Origin of the sequence: Nonomuraea coxensis DSM 45129, assembly GCF_019397265.1 — a bacterium.
GTDB classification, from domain to species: domain Bacteria; phylum Actinomycetota; class Actinomycetes; order Streptosporangiales; family Streptosporangiaceae; genus Nonomuraea; species Nonomuraea coxensis.
Window position 1 is genome coordinate 9,057,683 of sequence record NZ_CP068985.1, and the last position, 16,272, is coordinate 9,073,954.

At 69.2% G+C, this 16,272-nt stretch carries 19 protein-coding genes; 9 read left to right on the plus strand and 10 right to left on the minus strand.

Annotation, left to right across the window (positions count from 1 at the left end):
* The first annotated feature begins 2 nt into the window (after window positions 1–2).
* The 4 genes from sigM (at window position 3) to trxA (ending at window position 2,980) form a co-directional block, all read left to right on the plus strand.
* Complete coding sequence (gene sigM / locus Nocox_RS42550) at window positions 3–638, plus strand: RNA polymerase sigma factor SigM (RefSeq protein ID WP_020543066.1); 636 nt, start codon at window positions 3–5, stop codon at window positions 636–638.
* Window positions 628–1,548 (plus strand): anti-sigma factor family protein, encoded by a 921-nt coding sequence (locus tag Nocox_RS42555; RefSeq protein WP_157383027.1) that lies wholly within the window; start codon window positions 628–630, stop codon window positions 1,546–1,548. Before sigM ends, Nocox_RS42555 begins: the two co-directional genes overlap by 11 nt.
* 174 nt (window positions 1,549–1,722) lie before the next feature.
* Complete coding sequence (trxB, locus tag Nocox_RS42560; protein ID WP_020543068.1) at window positions 1,723–2,655, plus strand: thioredoxin-disulfide reductase; 933 nt, start codon at window positions 1,723–1,725, stop codon at window positions 2,653–2,655.
* A 10-nt stretch (window positions 2,656–2,665) separates the two neighbouring features.
* A complete protein-coding gene (gene trxA, locus Nocox_RS42565; RefSeq protein WP_020543069.1) occupies window positions 2,666–2,980 on the plus strand; it encodes a thioredoxin in 315 nt (104 codons plus the stop codon).
* A gap of 243 nt (window positions 2,981–3,223) precedes the next feature.
* Here trxA and Nocox_RS42570 read toward each other — a convergent pair whose 3' ends face one another.
* Window positions 3,224–3,841 (minus strand): GCN5 family acetyltransferase, encoded by a 618-nt coding sequence (locus Nocox_RS42570; protein ID WP_026214319.1) that lies wholly within the window; start codon window positions 3,839–3,841, stop codon window positions 3,224–3,226.
* Window positions 3,842–3,996: 155 nt separating this feature from the next.
* Between Nocox_RS42570 and Nocox_RS42575 the strand changes: the two genes are divergently transcribed.
* Together Nocox_RS42575 and Nocox_RS42580 are read left to right on the plus strand one after the other, a co-directional pair.
* Window positions 3,997–5,346 (plus strand): aminotransferase-like domain-containing protein, encoded by a 1,350-nt coding sequence (locus Nocox_RS42575; RefSeq protein WP_084685641.1) that lies wholly within the window; start codon window positions 3,997–3,999, stop codon window positions 5,344–5,346.
* 121 nt (window positions 5,347–5,467) lie between these two features.
* Entirely contained in the window at window positions 5,468–6,424 is a 957-nt protein-coding gene (locus Nocox_RS42580) for a D-alanine--D-alanine ligase family protein (RefSeq protein WP_020543072.1), read from the plus strand.
* A gap of 71 nt (window positions 6,425–6,495) precedes the next feature.
* On the opposite strand, the gene Nocox_RS42585 is transcribed toward Nocox_RS42580, so the two are convergent.
* Window positions 6,496–6,810: a hypothetical protein gene (locus Nocox_RS42585; protein WP_246649703.1), complete on the minus strand. Its 315-nt coding sequence runs from the start codon at window positions 6,808–6,810 to the stop codon at window positions 6,496–6,498.
* A gap of 75 nt (window positions 6,811–6,885) precedes the next feature.
* On the opposite strand from Nocox_RS42585, the gene Nocox_RS42590 reads away from it, so the two are divergent.
* Window positions 6,886–8,112 carry an IS630 family transposase gene (locus tag Nocox_RS42590; RefSeq protein WP_219495557.1) on the plus strand — a complete coding sequence of 409 codons (1,227 nt, stop codon included), beginning with the start codon at window positions 6,886–6,888 and terminating at the stop codon, window positions 8,110–8,112.
* Between the two features lie 41 nt (window positions 8,113–8,153).
* On the plus strand, window positions 8,154–9,206 hold the full coding sequence (locus tag Nocox_RS42595; RefSeq protein ID WP_020547359.1) for a threonine aldolase family protein: 1,053 nt from the start codon (window positions 8,154–8,156) through the stop codon (window positions 9,204–9,206).
* Between the two features lie 523 nt (window positions 9,207–9,729).
* On the opposite strand, the gene Nocox_RS42600 is transcribed toward Nocox_RS42595, so the two are convergent.
* Window positions 9,730–10,638 carry a ParB/RepB/Spo0J family partition protein gene (locus Nocox_RS42600; protein ID WP_020547360.1) on the minus strand — a complete coding sequence of 303 codons (909 nt, stop codon included), beginning with the start codon at window positions 10,636–10,638 and terminating at the stop codon, window positions 9,730–9,732.
* 400 nt (window positions 10,639–11,038) lie between these two features.
* Here Nocox_RS42600 and Nocox_RS43890 point away from each other — a divergent pair, with 400 nt between their 5' ends.
* Entirely contained in the window at window positions 11,039–11,164 is a 126-nt protein-coding gene (locus Nocox_RS43890) for a hypothetical protein (RefSeq protein ID WP_281426314.1), read from the plus strand.
* A 339-nt stretch (window positions 11,165–11,503) separates the two neighbouring features.
* Here the strand turns inward: Nocox_RS43890 and Nocox_RS42605 are convergent, their stop codons facing one another.
* The 7 genes from Nocox_RS42605 to rpmH all read right to left on the minus strand — a co-directional run bounded on the left by Nocox_RS42605 (window position 11,504) and on the right by rpmH (window position 15,816).
* Window positions 11,504–12,439: a ParA family protein gene (locus Nocox_RS42605; protein WP_084685947.1), complete on the minus strand. Its 936-nt coding sequence runs from the start codon at window positions 12,437–12,439 to the stop codon at window positions 11,504–11,506.
* A 137-nt stretch (window positions 12,440–12,576) separates the two neighbouring features.
* The gene (gene rsmG / locus Nocox_RS42610; RefSeq protein ID WP_020547363.1) at window positions 12,577–13,248 is read right to left on the minus strand and encodes a 16S rRNA (guanine(527)-N(7))-methyltransferase RsmG; all 672 of its coding nucleotides are present in this window, start codon (window positions 13,246–13,248) and stop codon (window positions 12,577–12,579) included.
* A 293-nt stretch (window positions 13,249–13,541) separates the two neighbouring features.
* A complete protein-coding gene (locus tag Nocox_RS42615; RefSeq protein WP_026215201.1) occupies window positions 13,542–14,030 on the minus strand; it encodes a Jag family protein in 489 nt (162 codons plus the stop codon).
* A 20-nt stretch (window positions 14,031–14,050) separates the two neighbouring features.
* A complete protein-coding gene (gene yidC / locus Nocox_RS42620; protein WP_020547365.1) occupies window positions 14,051–14,974 on the minus strand; it encodes a membrane protein insertase YidC in 924 nt (307 codons plus the stop codon).
* A 4-nt stretch (window positions 14,975–14,978) separates the two neighbouring features.
* A complete protein-coding gene (yidD, locus tag Nocox_RS42625) occupies window positions 14,979–15,257 on the minus strand; it encodes a membrane protein insertion efficiency factor YidD (RefSeq protein ID WP_084685948.1) in 279 nt (92 codons plus the stop codon).
* Window positions 15,254–15,616: a ribonuclease P protein component gene (gene rnpA, locus Nocox_RS42630; protein ID WP_084685949.1), complete on the minus strand. Its 363-nt coding sequence runs from the start codon at window positions 15,614–15,616 to the stop codon at window positions 15,254–15,256. Before rnpA ends, yidD begins: the two co-directional genes overlap by 4 nt.
* A 62-nt stretch (window positions 15,617–15,678) precedes the next feature.
* Complete coding sequence (gene rpmH / locus Nocox_RS42635) at window positions 15,679–15,816, minus strand: 50S ribosomal protein L34 (protein WP_020547366.1); 138 nt, start codon at window positions 15,814–15,816, stop codon at window positions 15,679–15,681.
* Between the last annotated feature and the right edge of the window lie 456 nt (window positions 15,817–16,272).

Here is a 16,272-nt window from a genome sequence, read left to right on the forward strand (position 1 = left end):
TTGTGAACTCCCCACCCGAGACACCTTCACCAGCGGATCGGCCGGCGGTCACGGACGCCGACCTGCTGACCGCGCACATCAACGGGGATCCTCACGCCTTCAGCGAAATCGTCAAACGGCACCGCGACCGCATGTGGGCGGTCGCCCTGCGCACGCTCGGTGACCCGGACGAGGCCGCCGACGCCGTGCAGGACGCCTTCGTCTCCGCCTATCGCAAGGCCGCCACGTTCCGCGGCGAGGCCGCCGTCACCACCTGGCTGCACCGCATCGTGGTCAACGCCTGTCTCGACCGCATGCGGCGCAAGTCCGTCCGGCCGGTGGCCGACGACGAGCTCATCGAGGCCGCCGAGCGCGAGACGCCGCTGCCCGACCAGACCGTGGAGCGCGAGGTCTCCATGGAGGTTTCGGCCGCTCTGAAACTGCTGCCCGCCGACCAGCGCGCGGCCCTGGTGCTCGTCGACATGATGGGCTATTCGGTCGAAGACGCAGCTCAGGTGCTGGAGGTGCCCAGCGGCACCGTGAAGAGCCGCTGCGCCCGAGGACGCGCGAAACTTGCCCCAATTCTTTCGCATCTGCGGAACCGATCAGACCTCAATCGCGTCTCATCCGCGAAGGGAGCAGAACTTCGTGACGGGTGATACGCACTACGATCTGGAAACTCTCGCCGAGTTGGCCGAGGGTCTCCTGGACGCTGTCGAGGCACGCCAGGTCCGCGAACATCTCGCGGTCTGCGACCCCTGCGGGGAGCTGCTGGCCGACCTGGCGGCGGTTCGCGAGGTGCTCGCGGCGACCCCCACACCGGCCATGCCGATGGGCGTCGCACTGCGCATCGACAAGGCCCTGGCGGCCGAGGCGGAGACCGGACGCGGCGGCGTCGGGCTCGCGGAGCCACCGGACTGGGACGAGCTCATGCGGGACGCCCCCTGGGAGCGGCCGGTCGAGGCGCCCGTGCCCGTGGGCGCGGTCAACGGCTCCGCGGCGGCGCAGGCCCCTGAGCCCGTACGCCTCGGGGTGGTCTCCGACGACGGCACCATCGTCCCCGCCAGGACCCGCTCGGCCAGGAAGCGCCGGTGGGCGCTGCCCGCGGTGGCCGCCGCGGCGGCCGCGGCCGTGGTCGGCACGGCGGTGGTCTCGACCAACCTGCTCGCCTCCGGCGGCTCGTCGGGCGGGTCGGCGCCGGTCGCGCTGCCCTCCACCGACGTGGCGAGGAGCCCGCAGCGGGCGCCGGCGTACAAGCTGACCGACAGCGGCTACAACTACAGCGACTACGCCCTCCGCCAGCCGATGGAGCAGTTCTTCGGCTTCGCGCAGGCGCAGCAGCCGCTCGGCAGCGACAACGCCGCCGCCGACCAGGCGGCCAAGTGCGTCGCCAAGGTGGGCGAGCGCAACGGGCTGGAGACCTTCGCGGCCGACCAGGGGCAGTACAACGGCCAGGAGGCGGTCGTCGTCGTCTCCTGGAAGGACCGGGCGGCCAAGAAGATCCGCATCGACATCGTCGACCCGTTCAACTGCAAGAGCCTGCGCAAGGCGGCCCTCGGGCGCTGGTAGGTCCCCGTACGTGTGCGTCGAAAGAGCCCGCTCCGGCGGGCTCTTTCCTTTTGCCGCCGCAGGCCGGAGCGCGATCCGAGGAGCGTACGGCGGTGGGGCGGGTAGGGGCGGGAATCAGGGCGGCCTAGGATCTGTTGACGCCGGTGCAACTCAAGACGAGGAAGGCGTGGAGCGTTGAGCGACGTCCGTAACGTGATCATCATTGGATCCGGGCCAGCCGGCTACACCGCGGCCGTCTACTCCGCGCGCGCCGAGCTCAAGCCCCTGGTCTTCGAGGGCTCCGTCACCGCGGGCGGCGCGCTCATGAACACCACCGACGTGGAGAACTTCCCGGGGTTCCCCGACGGCATCATGGGGCCCGACCTCATGGACAACCTGCGCAAGCAGGCCGAGCGCTTCGGCGCCGAGCTCATCGCGGACGACGTGGTCGAGGTGGACCTCACGGCCGAGCCCAAGGTCGTCAAGACCCACACCGACACCTACTACGCCAAGTCCGTCATCCTGGCGATGGGCTCGGGCTACCGCGAGCTCGGCCTGGCCAACGAGAAGCGGCTGTCCGGCCACGGCGTGTCGTGGTGCGCCACCTGTGACGGCTTCTTCTTCCGCAACAAGGACATCGTGGTCGTCGGCGGCGGCGACACGGCGATGGAGGAGGCCACGTTCCTCACCCGGTTCGGGCGCATGGTCACCGTGGTCCACCGTCGCGACGAGCTGCGGGCCAGCAAGATCATGCAGGACCGCGCGTTCGGCAACGACAAGATCCGCTTCGTCTGGGACTCCGAGGTCGTGGACGTGCTAGGCGACACCAAGGTGGAGGCCGTCAAGCTGCGCAACGTCAAGACCGGCGAGGAGTGCGAGCTGGCCACCGACGCGCTGTTCCTCGCGATCGGCCACGACCCGCGCACCGAGCTGGTCAAGGGCCAGATCGACCTGGACGAGAACGGATACATCAAGGTCGCCTCCCCCAGCACGGCGACGAACATCCCCGGCGTGTTCGCCGCGGGCGACGTCGTCGACCACACCTACCGTCAGGCCATCACCGCGGCCGGCACCGGCTGTGCGGCCTCGCTCGACTCCGAGCGCTGGCTCGCCGACAACGACAAGTAAGGAGCGCACCGTGAAGGCAGTCACCGACGCCACGTTCGAAGCCGAGGTCCTCAACAGCGACAAGCCCGTGCTCGTCGACTTCTGGGCGGAGTGGTGCGGCCCGTGCCGTCAGGTCTCGCCCATCCTTGAGGAGATCGCCAAGGAGCACGGCGACAAGCTGGAGATCGTCAAGCTCAACATCGACGAGAACCCCGAGGTTCCGCGCCAGTACGGTGTGCTCCAGATCCCGACGATGAACGTCTACAAGGGTGGCGAGGTCGTCAAGCAGATCATCGGCGCCAAGCCGAAGGCCATGCTGCTGCGCGAGCTGGACGGCGTCATCTAGGCCGCGTCCTCCGGCGGTCCTGGTGGATCGTCCCTCGTGGCGCGCTTCGCCCAGGGAAAGAGCCTCCCGCGGCCGACGCGGGAGGCTCTCCTGCTTCTCCGCCCCCTCCGCCGGACGGCCCCAGGAGGCGGCAGAGGGCCGGCGGGCCCTCGGGAGTCCCCCGGGTCCCCCGCGACACGGCGGGCCCTTCTCCGGCGCTTCTGGCGGCCTTCCCAAGGCCACGTGCCCCAGGAGGGACGGCCGTCACACGGGACGCAGGGCCCGTTCGGGGCTCATGGACCCGAGCAGCCGCTCCAGCGCCACCTCGACGTCCTCCCGCCACGACACGGCGGTCTTCAGTTCGAGCCGCAACCGCGGAAAACGCAAATGCGGACGAACGGTTTTAAACCCCACAGAAAGCAGATATTCAGCAGGAACCACGCAACTAGGTTCTTCCCACTTGAGGTCACCGAACGCCTCGATGGCTTTCACCCCGCGCCGCGTCAGATCCTTGGCCACTCCCTGGACGAGCATCCGCCCCAGCCCGCCGCCGGAGAACTCCGGAATGATGTGCGCCGTCATCATCAGCACCGCGTCCGCGCTCACCGGCGAGGTGGGGAACGCCACCGACCGCGGGGTGTAGAGCGGCGGGCTGTAGAGCACGAACCCGGCGGGAACGCCGTCCACGTAGGCGATCTTGCCGCAGCTCCCCCACTCCAGCAGCGTGGCGGAGATCCAGGCCTCCTTCTCCAGCCCCGGATCCCCGGAGTCCACCGCGCGCTCCCCGCTCATCGGGTCGAGCTCCCAGAACACGCACCGCCGGCACCGCCGCGGTAGATCTTCAAGATTGTCCAGGGTTATGTTGACCAGCCGGCGCGACAACTACCGCCCCTATCGTTGACCCGGAAAAGCGCGCGAAAACCGCGTCCACAGGTGGCATCGTAGCTCAGTGAAGAGAACGTCAGCGGACACCACGACGGCGCAGCCCCGTCACGTACGACATGTCCGGCTGGCGTAATCTGGTATTTCCGCCCGATATGACACCTAGGAGGTGGGCCGTGACGGAAGAGCTTGATCACGGTCAGACACCAGCGCCGACCCACGGGTCGCGCATCGACGCCTACGTCGATCGGTACGCCGCGCGAGCTACCGGGATGGTCGCCTCCGAGATCCGAGCTCTTTTCGCCGTCGCGTCGAGGCCCGAGGTGGTCTCGCTCGCGGGCGGCATGCCGTACGTCACCGCCCTTCCCCTCGACATGGTCGGCGAGCTGGTCTCCGAGCTCGTCACCCGGCGCGGCCCGGTCGCGCTCCAGTACGGCTCCGGCCAGGGCGACCCGCATCTGCGCGAGCAGATCTGCGACGTCATGCGCCTTGAGGGGATCCAGGCCGCGGCGGACGACGTGGTCGTCACCGTGGGTTCGCAGCAGGCGCTCGACCTGATCACCCGCATCTTCATCGACCCGGGCGACGTCGTGCTCGCCGAGGGCCCCTCGTACGTGGGGGCGCTGGGCACGTTCTCCGCCTATCAGGCCAAGGTGGTCCATATCGCCATGGACGACCAGGGCATCGTGCCCGAGTCCCTGGCCCAGACCATCTACGCGCTGGAGACCGCCGGCGCGCCCATCAAGTTCCTCTACACGATCCCCAACTTCCAGAACCCGGCCGGCGTCACCCTCAACATCGCCCGCCGCCAGCAGGTGCTCGACATCTGCCAGCGGGCCGGGGTGCTGATCATCGAGGACAACCCGTACGGGCTGCTCGGCTTCGACGGCGAGCCCATGCGCGCGCTGCGCGCCGACAACTCCGACGGGGTCGTCTACCTCGGCTCGTTCTCCAAGACGCTGGCCCCCGGCTTCCGGGTCGGCTGGGCGCTGGCCCCGCACGCGATCCGCGACAAGCTCGTGCTCGCCATGGAGTCGGCGGTGCTGTCGCACTCGTCGTTCACGCAGCTCGCCGTCGGCCAATACCTCGCCACCCAGCCGTGGCGGGAGCAGATCAAGACCTTCCGCGAGCTCTACCGCGAGCGGCGCGACGCGCTCCTCGACGCCCTGGAGTCGCTGATGCCGCCCGAGGTCACCTGGACCCGGCCGGGCGGCGGCTTCTTCGTCTGGGCCACCCTTCCCGAAGGGCTCGACTCGAAGGCCATCCTGCCGCGGGCCGTGGCCGAGCGCGTGGCCTTCGTCCCCGGCACCGGCTTCTTCTCCGACGGCAGCGGGGCGCGGCACATGCGCCTGTCCTACTGCTACCCGGAGCCCGACCGGATCCGCGAAGGCGTGCGCAGGCTCGCCGGGGTGATCGAGCAGGAGATGCAGCTGCGCGACACGTTCGGCACCGGCTCGGTGCGCGAGCACAACGGCGTCGACACGCCCGGCCCCGACCTCGCCTGATCAGCGTCCGGCCCGGCGGCGCACGCCGGGCCGGACACCACTCCGCCCGGACACCTCGCGTACACCCTTCACCCTCCACGCCGGTACGCTCGGACAGCGTTCTGTCAGCAGAGGAGAAGTGATGAGCGATCTGGGCCACGTGCTGGTGCTGGCCGGAGGCCTCTCCTATGAACGGGAGGTGTCCCTGCGCTCGGGCCGCCGGGTCACCGAGGTCCTGCGCACGGCGGGCATCGACGTCGAGACCCGCGACACCGACGCCTCCCTCGTGCCCTCGGTCCTCGCCGATCCTCCTGACGCGGTGTTCGTCACCCTGCACGGCGGCGCCGGCGAGGACGGCGCCATCCGCTCCGTGCTCGAACTCCTCGACGTCCCCTACGTCGGCGCCGGCCCCGACGCCTGCCGCGTGGCCTTCGACAAGCCCACCGCCAAGGCGGTCGTCCGCTCCGTCGGCCTGCGCACGCCGGAGTCGGTCACGCTGCCCAAGGAGACCTTCCACGACCTCGGCGCCGCGGTCGTGCTCGGCCGGATCATCGACCGGCTCGGCCTGCCCCTGTTCGTCAAGCCGGCGCGGGGCGGCTCCGCGCTGGGCGCCTCCATCGTCCGCACCGCCGAGGAGCTGCCCGCCGCGATGGTCGGCTGCTTCGCCTACGGCGACACCGCCCTCATCGAACGCTACGTCGAAGGTGTGGAGGTCGCCGTCTCCGTCGTGGACCTCGGCAACGGCCCGGTCGCCCTTCCCGCCGTCGAGATCGTCCCCGACAAGGGCGTCTACGACTACGCGGCCCGCTACACCGCCGGGCACACCGAGTTCTTCGCCCCGGCCCGGCTGTCCCCCGCGGCCGCCGCCGCGTGCGCCGAGACCGCGGTCACCGCCCACACGGCGCTCGGGCTGCGCGACATCTCCCGTACGGACCTCATCGTGGACGCCGACGACGTCCCGCACTTCCTGGAGGTCAACGTGGCGCCGGGGATGACGGAGACCTCGCTGCTCCCGATGGCCGCCGAGGCCGCCGGTCAGGACCTCGGCGACCTCTGCCGCGCCCTCCTCCAGAACGCCGCCGCCCGCGCCCGCTCCTGACCCCGGGTCTTAGTGGTGCCGCCTGGAAGTCTCTCGGGGGTTGACGGGCCGAGACTGATCGTGCTTCAGCGTCAGGAGTCGATGCTGGTGACGTAGAGATCGCAGACCAGGTCCAGGGCGTCCTGAGGGGTGCCGCTGAACCAGGGTGCGGCCTCGTAGCGGTCGTTGCTGGGGGTGTGGATGGCCAGCCCCCAGTAGGTGGCCGAGCCCCCGTAACGCAGCCGCATCAGGGGCAGCGTGCCGCCGTCGGTGAGCTGTCCTTCAACGTAGGCGAACTGGCCGTGGTAGCGCACGTGGACCGTGACCAGTTGCGGCCAGTGCTCGTTGGCGTGCAGCGTGAGCCGCTGGTCCAGCGAGGTCTTGGTCGAGGCGGGGATCGCGGGCATGACCGCCATCTTGCCGTGCAGGCGTGTCAGGCGTGCACACACTGGCACATGCCGGGCAAAGTCGGCGGGTCATTCGTGAAGATCGACTGGAGAAAGATCTCGGTGCCCCGCTGTCGCGCTCGCTTGATCACGCTGACCGCCGCCGAACGGCAGCGGCTTAAGAAGATCGCCTACTCCCACACCGCTGCCTACCAGCTCGTGGTCCGAGTCCAGATCATCCTGGATGCCGCGCATGGCTACTCCAACAACAAGATCGCCCAGCGTCGCGGGGTGACGGTGGACACCGTGCGGTTATGGCGGGGACGCTACCGCAGCCAGGATGGCATCAAGAGCCTGACCGATCGGCCCCGCTCCGGCCGGCCACCTGCCTTCAGCCCGCTCCAGCGCGCCGAGATCAAGGCACTGGCCTGCCAACTCCCGGCCGAGACCGGCGCGCCGCTGTCGCGCTGGAGCTGCCCCGAACTGGCGCGCGAGGCCGTCACCCGCAGCCTGGCAGCGGCGATCTCGGCCTCCACGGTGCGCCGGATTCTGGCCGAGGACACGCTCAGACCGTGGCGGCATCAATCGTGGATCTTCATCCGCGACCCTCACTTCGCCGACAAGGCTGCTCGCGTGCTCGACTTATACGCGCGCCGTTGGGACGACCTTGCGCTCGGCGACGATGAGTACGTCATCAGCGCCGATGAGAAGACCTCCATTCAAGCCCGCTGCCGCTGCCACCCCACCCTGCCCCCGGGCATAGCACGGATGATGCGCGTCAACCACGACTACGAGCGCGGTGGTGCGCTGGCCTACCTGGCCGCCTACGACGTCCACGCCGCTCGCGTGTTCGGCCGCTGCTCGGCCAAGACCGGGATCGTCCCGTTCATGGACCTGGTCACCCAGGTCATGACCCAAGAGCCCTACGCCTCGGCCAAGCGCGTGTTCTGGATCGTCGACAACGGTTCCAGCCATCGTGGCAAAGCCGCCGCCGACCGGCTCACCGCACGCTTCCCCAACGCGGTCATGGTGCACACGCCCGTGCATGCCTCGTGGCTCAACCAGATCGAGATCTACTTCTCCATCGTGCAGCGCAAAGTCGTCACACCCAACGACTTCACCAGCCTTGACCAGGTCGAACACCGGCTGATCGCCTTCGAGCGTCGTTACAACGAGACCGCCCGGCCCTTCAGATGGAAGTTCACCCCGGCCGACCTCGAGGACCTGCTGGCCCGGATCGAGCGACACGAACAGAAAGAGCGCAACTCCCAGCAGCCCACCGGCTGCGACCATCAGCCTGCCGTACTGAACCCCGCCGCATAACCCCAGAAGGATTTACAGCGCGAACCACTTAGCCTTACGGTGTGCTGATCGATCCGATGTACCCCAAGAGCTTCGCCAGCGACAACCACGCGGGCGTCCACCCGGACATCCTCGAAGCCATGGCGTCGGCGAACCAGGGCGACGCCCCCGCCTACGGCGACGACACCTGGACCGCCGCCTTCGCGGAGAAGGTCAAGGAAGTGTTCGGCCCGGAGGCGGAGGGCTTCGCCGTCCTCAACGGCGCGGGCGCGAACATGGTGGGCCTGGCGCTCACCCTCACCCGCCGCTACGACGCCGTCGTCTGCGCCGACAGCGCCCACATCGCGACCAACGAGGGCGGCGCCGCCGAACGCCTCCTCGGCGTCAAGCTGCTGACGGTCCCCACCTCGCACGGCAAGCTCCGCCCGGCCGACATCGAGTCCCGCCTGCGCGGCCTCGGCGATCCGCACGAGTCACAGCCGGCGGTCGTCTCCATCTCGCAGGTGACGGAGCTCGGCACGTGCTACTCCCCCGACGAGATCGCCGCCCTCGCCGAGACGGCGCACGCCTCCGGTCTCCGCCTCCACGTGGACGGCGCCCGGCTGGCCAACGCCGCCGCCCATCTCGGCTGCGACCTGAGGGCCGTCACCACCGACGTCGGCGTGGACGTCTTCAGCTTCGGCGGCACCAAGAACGGCGCGCTCGCCGCCGAGGCCGTGGTCGTCCTCGACCCGTCCCTCGCCGAGGCCGTGCCCTTCCTCCGGCGGCAGTCCCTTCAGCTCGCCTCCAAGATGCGGTTCATCTCCACCCAGCTCACCGCTCTGCTCTCGGACGACCTCTGGCGCCGCAACGCCCGCCACGCCAACCAGATGGCCGCCCGCCTGGCCGCCGGCCTCTCTGACATCCCCGGAACGTCCCTCGCCTACCCCGTCGAGTCCAACGCCGTCTTCGCCCAGCTTCCGCACCCGGTCGCGGAAGCGCTCCGCCGCCGCTACCTCTTCCACTACTGGGACGAGCCGGCCGGTCTCGTCCGCTGGATGACCGCCTTCGACACCACCCCGGAACACGTCGACGACTTCCTCGACGACCTCCGCAAGGCAGCCGAGGCCACCTGAAGCCCGCGCGACCACTCCCCCACAACGCCCCCGCATCTAGCCACCCACCCTCGTTTCACGTGAAACGAGGGTGGGTGGCGCTCGCCTTCACCCCTCGCCTCTCACCCTTCGCCTCTCACGGCTTGCCCCTCCCCCCTGACTCATCGGCCATCGACCCTCACCCGAGAACCCGTCACCTCGAGAAGCGTCACCCGAGAAGCGTCTGAGAAGCGTCACCCAGAGAACCCTCGCCACCTCGAAACCCCGCCGCCACCGTTTCACGTGAAACCACCCCCTCCCCTCCGACTCACTCACTCCCCGTGCCGTCGGCCTCGACTTCCACCGGCCTCCGAAGCCAAGGCCAGTCACCGCCGTTTCACGTGAAACCGACCCTCGTCCTCGGCTCACCTCACTGGGGGCATAAAGCCGTCAGCCCCGGCTCGGACGCATCCGGAGCCGGGGCTGACGGCTGGCACTGGCACTGGCGTTTCACGTGAAACAGTGACAGCAACAGTCACAGCAACAGTGACGAGTGGCGGCGTTCTTACTCCTCGGCCTCGCGCATCGCCCGGACCGCCTCCGGAGCCATCGTCCCGATGATCCGCTCCAGATCGTCGATCGTCGCGAACTCGACCACGATCCGCCCCTTCCGCCGGCCGAGATCCACCTTCACTTTCGTCTCAAAGTGATCGGAGAGCCGGTCGGCGAGGTGGGTGAGACCGGGAGCGGTGGGCTTGGCGACCGGGCGCTCCCGAGTCGGCCCCTTGGCCGCCTTGGCGCTCCCCATGGAGACGATCTCCTCCACCGCCCGCACCGACAGCTCCTCCGCGACGATCCGCTTGGCCAGCGTGATCTGCTCCTCCGCCGAGCTGAGCCCGAGCAGCGCGCGGGCATGCCCTGCACTGATGAGACCGGCGGCGACCCTGCGCTGAACCTCCGGCGGCAGATTCAGGAGGCGGAGGGTGTTGGTGATGTGCGGACGCGAGCGGCTCACCTTCGCGGCCAACTGCTCGTGCGTCGCCCCGAAGTCGTCAAGCAGTTGCTGGTAGGCCGCCGCCTCTTCAAGCGCGTTCAGCTGCTCCCGTTGCAGGTTCTCGATGAGGGCGTCACGAAGGAGGTCGGTGTCCTGCGTGTTGCGGACGATCGCGGGCACAAGGTCGAGCCCCGCCTGCTGGCACGCCCGCCAGCGCCGCTCCCCCATGATGAGCTCGTACTGGCCGCCGCCGACCGGCCGGACCACGATCGGCTGCAGCAGCCCCACTTCACGGATGGACGCGGCCAGCTCATTCAGCCGCTCCTGGTCGAAGATCTCACGCGGCTGGCGCGGGTTGGGGACGATCGCCTTGAGCGCGACCTCTTTGAAGTACGCTCCGGCGATCGGCATCGGGCCGGCCTCGCTCGCCGTGGGCGTGCCGTTGCCGTTGCCGTTGGTCGGGGCGGTCGCCGTCGCCATCCCGGGACCGTCAACAATGGGACCGGTCGGGATGAGCGCCCCGAGTCCCTTGCCCAATCCCCGCCGCTGCTGACTCACTGCGTCTCCTCATCCACCCAACCGAATTCCGGTCACCTCAGGAGAGGTTACCGTTGCGAGCGCGGCCGAGTGCCTCCTCGCCACACACCACACGGCGGATTTGCTCCAACACACCCACAAACTCACCCAACCCTGCCCGCCAACCGACCGACGCGAAGCCGTCCCTCCAGGACGGGCAGTCTCTTGGGGGGCAGGCAGCGCCCAACTCGAGGCCGCCGTCTCAGAAGAACGCTCAGTGGCCCGCCACCACCAGAATCGCACCAGGGCCACTCATCGACTCCGTGGCTCCCAGCTTCCATCGCAGCCGATGCCATGCCGTGCCGTGTCGTGCCGTGTCGTGCCCGTGCCGTGCCGTGTCGCCGCCACCGTCGCCGCCACCGCCGCCACCGCCACCGCCGCCACCGTCGCCGCCACCGTCGCCGTCGCCGTCGCCGTCGCCGTCGAGTAAGCGTGCTGTGCACAGGTGGCATGTCGCCCGCGGCGGTCCCGCGTGGCGTGTCGGCGCTCGGTCTGCCGTCGTATCGCGTGCCGTGCTATCGGGTGCCGTGCCAGTAGTCCTTGTCGCGACCGTTCCCGTCGCGGCGGATCACAGCCCGCCGATCGGCAGGCGGATCCACTCAGCCACCCCTGCCTTCACCACGACACCGCCAAGACCCGTACACGACGAAGGCGGTCACTCGGCACGTCCGGCGAGAATCGCAGTCAGAGGCCGGCACCCGCGGCGCAACGTGCGGCGCTGGCCTCTCCGACCGCATGCCGTCCACGGAACCGGCGGCAGGGCGGCGTCTCAGGCGACCGTGGCGCGGAAGGCGATCTCCCGAGCCGCGTCCATGTAAGCCATCGCCCCGCTCGACCCCGGATCGTACGTCATCACCGACTGCCCATAGCTGGGCGCCTCCGACAGCCGCACGCTTCGCGGGATCACCGTGTTCAGCACCGTCTCCCCGAAGTGAGACCGCACCTCCTCCGCCACCTGCGACGCGAGCCGCGTCCGCCCGTCGTACATCGTCAGCACGATCGTGGACAGCCGCAGCGTCGGGTTCAGGTGGGCCTTGATGAGGTCGACGTTCCTGAGGAGCTGGCCGAGGCCCTCCAGCGCGTAGTACTCGCACTGGATGGGGATCATGACCTCCTCCGCCGCGACCAGCGCGTTGACGGTGAGCAGGCCGAGCGACGGCGGGCAGTCGATGATGATGTAGTCCAGCTCGATCGCCTCGTACGCCGCCAGTGCCCGCCGCAGCCGTGCCTCCCGCGCCACCAGCGACACCAGCTCGATCTCGGCCCCGGCGAGGTCGATGGTGGCCGGCGCGCAGTAGAGGTTGGGCATCTCGGGCACCTGCTTGACGATGTCCGCCATCGGCAGGTCGTCCACGAGCACCTGGTAGACGTCCGGCACGTCGCCGCGGTGCTCGGTGGCGAGGGCCGTGGAGGCGTTGCCCTGCGGGTCCAGGTCCACCACGAGCACCCGCTGGCCGTGCATCGAGAGCGCGGCCGCGATGTTCACCGACGTAGTGGTCTTGCCGACGCCACCCTTCTGGTTGGCCACCGCGATCACCCGGGTCTTCGCCGGACGGGGCCAACCGGTGTCGCCCGCGCCGGGACCGTCTCCGGCTTGGGCGGCCGTGGGGGTTGCGGATGTTTCACGTGAAACCACTGAGCTGAGCGCCTCTCGTACCAACGGCGAATCACCGGGGTTCAGGGGGGTCTGGGTCACGATGGCCATCCTTTCAACCGATGGTGTGCCAGTGCCGGGAATATGCTGTCGCGACACGCCCATTTCGGGCCAGCCAACCCCGGTGGGACTCGAAGGCTGACGACGGTCCGGCCATCCGAGACCGCTTGACGCGACTGGCACAACCGTCACCTCCTCCGTCGCCGCCCGGCTCGCTCCGGCGCGCGACCCGCTACCACCCGAACCAGTGTTGCAGGCGGCTCGACCTTACCGCGCCCGACGGTCACAAGCTCGGCCGTTCGGGCTCCGCTGGCGCGCAATTGGGCTTCGGCCTCGGCCAGCTCGCCGGCCGCCCGCTCCCCCTTCATGGCGATGAGCTCGCCGCCCTCGCGCAGCAGCGGCATCGCCCACGTCAGCAGCCGGTCGAGTGGCGCGACGGCGCGGGCGCTGGCGACGTCGAAGACCCGCTTGCCGGCCAGCTCCTCCGCCCGGCCGCGCAACACCTCGACGTTGCCCAGCTTGAGCGCCGCGACGCTCTCCTCCAGGAACACGGTACGGCGCAGCAGCGGCTCCAGCAGCGTGACCCGGATGTCCGGCCGGACGATCGCCAGCACGAGCCCCGGCAGCCCGGCGCCGGAGCCGATGTCGACCAGCTCGACGTCGGCCGGCACGGCCTCGGCGACGACCGCGCAGTTGAGCAGATGGCGGTCCCAGATCCGCGGGACCTCCCGCGGCCCCAGCAGCCCGCGGACCACGCCGGGCCCCGCCAGCAGCTCGGCGAACGCGTTGGCGCGGTCCCAAGCCTCCCCGGCGAAGACGTCCCGCGCTATGTCCGGCGGCGCCGGCAGCTCATCGCTCACTGGTTGGAGGCCCTTTCTCGGTGCTGGTGTCGTGGCCGGGCGTGGCCGTCCCCCCCGGGGACCTTCTGTGTCCCCAGGCTATTGGGGCGATCACAAGGGAAGACTAGCGGGCCGCCCGCAGGGTGACCTCCGAGCGCGCCGCCGGCCTGGTGGCGGGGACGCATCGGCCGCATGGGGACCCGAGTGCTGATATAGCCCTATCAAGGCTGTCTTAGGTACGTACCAGGATAAAAGAGAACGGCCGCCTGCCGCTCGCCAGGGGGCGGGGCAGACGGCCGCGACGAAGCGGAGAATCAGGCGGGCAGGACCACCACGTAGCGGTTGGGCTCCTCGCCCTCGGACTCGCTGCGGAGCCCGGCGGCCGCCACCGCGTCGTGGACGATCTTGCGCTCGAACGGCGTCATCGGCTGCAGCGACTTGGGCTCGCCGCGGTCCTTGACCTGGTTGGCGACCTCGGTGCCGAGCTTGGTCAGCTCAGCGCGCCGGCGCTCCCGGTAGCCGCCGACGTCGAGCATCAGCCGCGAGCGCTCGCCGGTCTGCCGGTGGACGGCCAGGCGAGTCAGCTCCTGCAGCGCCTCCAGGACCTCTCCCCCGGGGCCCACCAGCTCGTTGCCCTTGAGCCCGACGACGGAGACGAGCGCCCGGTCGCCCTCGACGTCCATGTCGATGTCGCCGTCGATGTCGGCGATGTCGAGAAGCCCCTCGACGTAGTCGGCAGCGATCTCGCCCTCCTGCTCCAGGTCGGCGAGATCAGGAGCATTCTTCTGCTCGGCCTCGGTCATGGCCGGCCTCTCCTTCGTGGTCACGACTTCTTGCTGCCGGTGCGCTTGCTGCGAGGCTGGCGGCTCGGCTGCTGCCTGATGATCTTAGGCTCCGGCGGGGCCGGAGGGGCCTGCTCCTCCGGAGTCGTCTTGCGGATCTTGGCGATCAGTCCCTGTTTCGGCTGGACGGGGATGACGTTGCCCTTGGCGTCGTACTCCGGCATCGGGTGCCGACTGTAGAACCAGTGCTGCTGGCCGAGCGTCCACAGGTTGGTGGTGACCCAGTAGAGGATCAGGCCGAGGGGGAAGTTCAGGCTGAAGAACGCGAACAGCGGCGAGATGTACATCAGGATCTTCTGCTGCTGCGCCATGGGGTTGTCCGGCATCTGCGCCATGGAGCGGGTCACGCTCTGCCGGACGGTGAGGAACGTGGTCAGCGAGCTGATCGCGACGAAGACGCCGATGACGACCTTCTCCATCGCCGTGGGCGCCTCGAAGAACGTCGCGGGCAGCGGCGCGCCCAGGATGAGCGCGTGCTTGGCGCTGTCGACCAGCTCCTGCGACATGCCGAACTTCGCCTCGTCCGCCGCGATCGCCCGAAGCACGGTGAACATCGAGATGAAGATCGGGAACTGGGCGACGACGGGAAGGCAGCCGCCGAGCGGGTTGGCCCCGGCCCCCTGGTACAGCGCCATGACTTCCTGGTTCATGCGCTGCTTGTCGTTCTTGTAACGCTTGCGGATCTCCTGGACCTTCGGCGCCAGCTCCTGCATCTTCCGCGACGACCGCATCTGCTTGAGGAACAGCGGGAAGATCAGGATCCTCATGAGGATCGTCAGCGTGATGATGGTGAGCGCCCACGTCAAGCCGCTGTTCGGGTCGAGGAACGTGCTGTACGCGCTGTGGATCCAGGTGATGACTTGGGCGACGGCTGTGTACAGCCAGTTGAGCCAGGACAGCTCCACCGAGCTATCTCCCTTGCGTTTCGTGGGACCGGACCGGGCGTGGGGGCACCGGGTCTATACCTCCGGGATGGAATGGGTGGCACCGCCCGATGCGCCGGACAGTCAGCCAGATGCCACGCAATGCACCATGCGTGGCGATCGCCTCGAGGCCGTAGGCACTGCACGACGGATAGAAACGGCAGCGTGGGCCGAGCAGCGGGCTGATGAACGCCCGATAGAACCGGATCGGGACGATCAGCACCCGAGCCGCGACGCTCGGCACCTCGTGCACCTGCTCCGTCATCTCTGTCCACCCGTCGAGGCATCGCGCCGCCTGAGCAAACGATCCAGCGCGGTGTCGAGCTCGGCGGCCAGGTGCTCGAATCGCGCGGACGCGGCCGGTGGATTGGCGCGTACCACAAGCAGGCTACCTCCCGGCAGCCGGTCAAGACGCTCGCGCATCAGGTGTCGGAGCCGTCGCTTGACCTTGTTCCGGGTGACAGCGCCACCGACGGCCTTGCTCACCACGAAACCCACCAGGGGTGGCCCTTCCCCGGAAACGCGAAAATGCACCACCAAAGTCGGGCGGCCCGCGCGCTTGCCTCGCCGCACGGCCGCCTCGAAATCCTCCCCGCGCCGCATGCGGGATTGCCGGGACAGCACCGTATATGCCTATCGCCCGCCGGCGAGATTCACCGGCGGGCCGACTTTCAGGCGCGGGACGGTCAGGCCGACAGCTTCTCGCGGCCCTTGCGGCGGCGGGAGGCCAGGATGGCGCGGCCGGCCCGGGTGCGCATCCGCAGCCGGAAGCCGTGGGTCTTCGCGCGGCGACGGTTGTTCGGCTGGAAAGTACGCTTGCTCACGGGTGGGCTCCAGGTCATTGGTGCGCCCGGCGGGCGCGGTACACACACAGGATGGCCTGTCAGGAAAGCGAGGGCACGCGAAATAGCCGTCGCGTGACAAGCCGACCGTCGTACGTTACGGGCCAAGGGCCTCCCAGGTCAAACCGGGCGGGTTGTCCACCAATCCACAGGCGAGTTTTCCCCAGGCCGCGCACGTCCACAGTATGTGCACTCAGGTGCCACTAGGCTGTGGACAACGCCTTGAACACAGCTGTGCACAGAGCTACTGTCGGCCCTTCTGGAGCCGCGGTAACGCGGCAGCACCACTGTGCACAACATGTGGAGATCCTGTGGAGGACCTGAGTGTGACGCTCGCCTCCCGGGCTGTGGACAAAGGCGCCAGAAGATCGTCAGCGACCGCCGGCATGTGGATGAACGACCGCGGGGGCCGCGAGAGGGAGGAGGGGGAACCTCACT